Genomic DNA, 4,250 nt, shown 5'->3' on the forward strand with positions numbered 1-4,250 from the left:
CCACCTGACGACAACCACAGCCGGGTTGGGGATGGAGCCGGACGCCTTCAGTGAGCTGGGGCGCCGACGAGGCCTGTGGACCGCGGTCACCTGGAGCTCACGCGGTGAAGACGGCCGTTTCGATGTGCTGTTCGCACCGGAGGAGACCATGTCCCGCGCCGTGGCGACGGATGTTCATCTGGCCACCGACCAGGCACACGGTGAGCTGTCCGCGTACACCACGAATCCAGCAGCATCCCTCAGTACCGCCGCGCTGACCACCGAACTCCGCCGTCATCTGCGCGAGCGACTCCCCGAGTACCTGGTCCCCTCCGCGATCGTGGCGCTCGACGCGATACCACTGACGCCCAACGGCAAGGTGGACCGCAAGACATTGCCCGCACCCGACTTCGGCACAGCGGCCCGCGGACGCGCACCACGCTCACCCCAAGAGCAGGTGCTCTGCGAGCTGTTCGCCGACATCCTCGGCCTGCCCCGGGTCGGTATCGACGACAACTTCTTCGCGCTGGGCGGTCATTCCCTGCTGGCCACTCGGCTGATCAGCCAGATTCGCACCGTACTCGGCGTGGAACTGCCCATCGCCACCCTCTTCGAGGCCCCCACCGTAGCTGCCCTCGCGGGGCGTCTCTCCAGCTCCGTCACCACCGGCGTCCGACGAGCGGTGCGGCCGGTGAGGCGGCCGGAGGTGCTGCCGTTGTCGTACGCGCAGCAGCGATTGTGGTTCCTGCACCAGTGGGAAGGGCCAAGCCCCACCTACAACGTGCCCCTGGCCATGAGGCTTTACGGTGACCTCGACCGGGAGGCACTGGAGCGCTCACTGGCCGATCTGGTGATCCGGCACGAAAGCCTGCGCACGGTCTTCCACGAGACATCAGGCGACCCGCAGCAGGTCGTCCTGGATCCGGACGCCTCCCCGGGCCGGCTGTCAGTAGTCGCGATCCAGCCCGAGTCATTCGACGCCGCGCTCAAGGAAGCCGCTCGCTACTCCTTCGACCTGACCGTCGAACCGCCGCTGCGGGTCACCCTGTTCGTACTGAGGCCGAACGAGTACGTCCTGCTGTTGCTGCTGCACCACATCGCGGGCGACGGGTGGTCCATGGGGCCGTTGTCACGCGACCTGGCGACCGCCTATCAAGCGCGGTGCCGGGGCATGGCGCCGGCGTGGGAGCCACTGTCGGTCCAGTACGCGGACTACACCATCTGGCAACGCGATTTCCTCGGAGACTCCACCGACCCGGAAAGCGTCTTCCGACGCCAACTATTCTACTGGCAGCAGGAACTGGACGGCATTCCGGAGGAAATCGCGCTTCCCGTCGACCGGCCACGCCCGAAGCGCGCCACATATCGGGGTGACTCGCTCCGACTGGCCGTCCCCGCGGATCTTCATCGTCAACTGCACATGCTGGCCCAGGAGACCGGCACAAGCATGTTCATGGTGCTGCAAACCGGACTTGTGGCCCTGTTCAGCCGTCTGGGTGCCGGAAGCGACATCCCGATCGGCAGCCCGGTCGCCGGTCGCACCGACGAGGCCCTCGACAGTTTGGTGGGCTTCTTCGTCAACACGTTGGTACTCCGTACCGACACCTCGGGCGACCCCACCTTCCACGAACTGCTCCAACGGGTACGGAACACCGACCTCGCCGCCTGGTCACACCAGGACCTGCCCTTCGAGCAACTCGTCGAGGCCCTCAACCCCACCCGCTCGCCGGCCCGGCATCCGCTGTTCCAGACCATGCTGACCTTGGACAACGCACCCGACCGGGAATTCACCCTGCCGGGCATGCGGGCCCGTCTCGAGCCGGTGCACGCCAGTGCCGCGCGCTTCGACCTGTCCATCGGGCTGACCGAACGCAGCGGCCCACAGGGTGAGCGGGCCGGTCTGGACGGATTCATCGAATTCAGTACTGACCTGTTCGATCGCGGCACCGTCGAATCACTGGCGGCTCGTCTGATGCACCTGCTGCGGTCCATGGCGGGTGATCCCGGTCAGACCCTGTCGGACATCGACGTCCTCACTGCCGAAGAGCGCGAGCTACTGCTCGTCACGGTGAACGACACCACTCGTGAGGTGCCGCGAAGCACCATCGCGGCGGCATTCCAAGCGGAAGTAGCACGGACCCCTGACGCTACCGCGCTGGTGTGCGGTGAAACGTCCCTGACCTACGCCCAGCTGAACGCACGGGCGAACAGAATGGCACGCCTGCTGGTCGCACACGGGGTGCTGCCGGAATGCCGGGTGGCCCTGTTGCTGGAGCGTTCCGTCGACCTCGTGGTGTCCATACTGGCGGTGCTGAAGGCCGGTGGGGTGTACGTCCCGCTGGACAAGAGGAATCCGGCCGCGCGCATGCGGTTGATCGCCACGCAGACCGAAGCCAGTGTGCTGCTGACCAGCCGCGACGTTTCGATGCCCGACGAGCTGGCCGGTCTGCCGGTGGTGCTCGTCGATGACTGTGAAGAAGCGCTCGGCCAAGCGGACCCGACCGACCTGGAAGTACCGGGCGGTCCGGACAGTCTCGCGTACATCATGTTCACCTCCGGGTCGACGGGTACTCCCAAGGGCATCGGCATCACCCAGGGAAATGTGCTGAACCTGGCCGCCGACCACCGCTGGGGGGATACCGGGCGTGTGGTCCTGGTGCATTCGTCGTACGCGTTCGACGCGTCGACCTTCGAGCTGTGGCTGCCGCTGCTCGGCGGTGGCCTCATCGTCATGGCACAGGCCGGTGATCTCACGACGGACGACTACCGGCTGGCCATCGACCAACATGGGCTGACCACTCTCTTCGTGACCACCGCACTGTTCAACCTCCTGGTGGAGGAATCCCCGCACTGTTTCGGCAGCCTGCGGGAGGTGTGGACGGGAGGCGAAGCCGCCTCGTCGACCGCCGTGCAGAAGATGCTGGAGGCCTGTCCCGACACCAGTTACTTCAACCTCTACGGACCGACCGAGACGACGACGTTCGCCACGCGCCACGCGATGCGCGCACCGTACGATATGGCGGGTTCGGTGCCCATCGGACGGCCGATCGAGAACACGCGTGCCTACGTGTTGGACGGCGACCTCCGGCCGGTCCCTCCCGGATCAGTGGGCGAGTTGTACATCGCGGGAGCGGGATTGGCCCGCGGATACGTGAACCGTCCGGAGCTGACCGCCGAGCGGTTCGTGGCCGATCCCTTCGGGCCGCCCGGATCCCGCATGTACCGCTCTGGCGACCTGGCGCGATGGCGGGCGGACGGCCAGTTGGAGTTCATCGGCCGCGCCGACGCACAGGTGAAGATGCGCGGTTTCCGGATCGAGCCGGCAGAGATAGAGGCCGCACTGGTCGGCCACCCCGCGGTCGCGCAGGCGGTGGGGGTGACGCGAGAGGTGCAGTCGGGAGAGGTGCGACTTGTGGCCTATGTGGTGCCGGTCACGGGCGAGTCGCTCGATCCGGCCGAAGTGCGTCGCCATCTGCGTGAGCGGCTGCCGGAGTACATGGTCCCCTCCGCGATCACGGTGCTCGACGCGATTCCGCTGACGCCCAACGGCAAGGTGGACCGCAAAGCGTTGCCGGCACCGGACTTCGGCACGGCCGGCGGACGCGCACCACGCTCACCCCAAGAGGAGGTGCTCTGCGAGCTGTTCGCCGACATCCTCGGCCTGCCCCGGGTCGGTATCGACGAGAGCTTCTTCGCGCTGGGCGGTCATTCGCTGCTGGCCACTCGGCTGATCAGCCGCATTCGCACGGTACTCGGCGTGGAGTTGCCGATAGCGGTGCTCTTCGAGGCGCCGACCGTTGCGGGTTTGGCCGAGCGGTTGCGTACGGCGGATGCGGGTCTGCGTCCGGCGTTGGTACGGGCGGTGCGGCCGGAGGTGCTGCCGTTGTCCTTCGCGCAGCGGCGGTTGTGGTTCCTGCATCGGCTCGAAGGGCCGAGTGCGACGTACAACATCCCGCTGGCGCTCCGGCTTTCGGGGACAGTGGATGTGGCCGCGCTGCGGGCGGCGCTGGGAGATCTGGTGGCCCGGCACGAAAGCCTGCGCACCGTCTTCCCGAGGAGGGCGCGCGCCGCGCAGCAGGTCGTCTTGGAGCCTGATGCCCACTGGGATCTGCTGTCCGTGTCGGACAGCGGCCCGGAGGAGATCGACGGCATGCTGCGGACCGCCGCCGGCCATGCCTTTGATCTGGCCACCGAGCTGCCGTTGCGTGCCACGCTTTTCGTGGTGGGGCGCGATGAGTTCGTGTTGTTGCTGCTGTTGCACCACATCGCGG

General features: G+C 67.1%; 1 protein-coding gene. It reads left to right on the forward strand.

All coding sequences use genetic code 11. The features are described 5' to 3' along the window. Positions 1-148: 148 nt before the first annotated feature. Positions 149-4,250 (forward strand): amino acid adenylation domain-containing protein (locus PV419_RS52660; protein ID WP_319701209.1); only part of this gene is annotated, 4,102 nt, incomplete at its 3' end.

Origin of the sequence: Streptomyces sp. ME19-01-6 (assembly GCF_033793745.1) — a bacterium.
Lineage (GTDB): Bacteria > Actinomycetota > Actinomycetes > Streptomycetales > Streptomycetaceae > Streptomyces.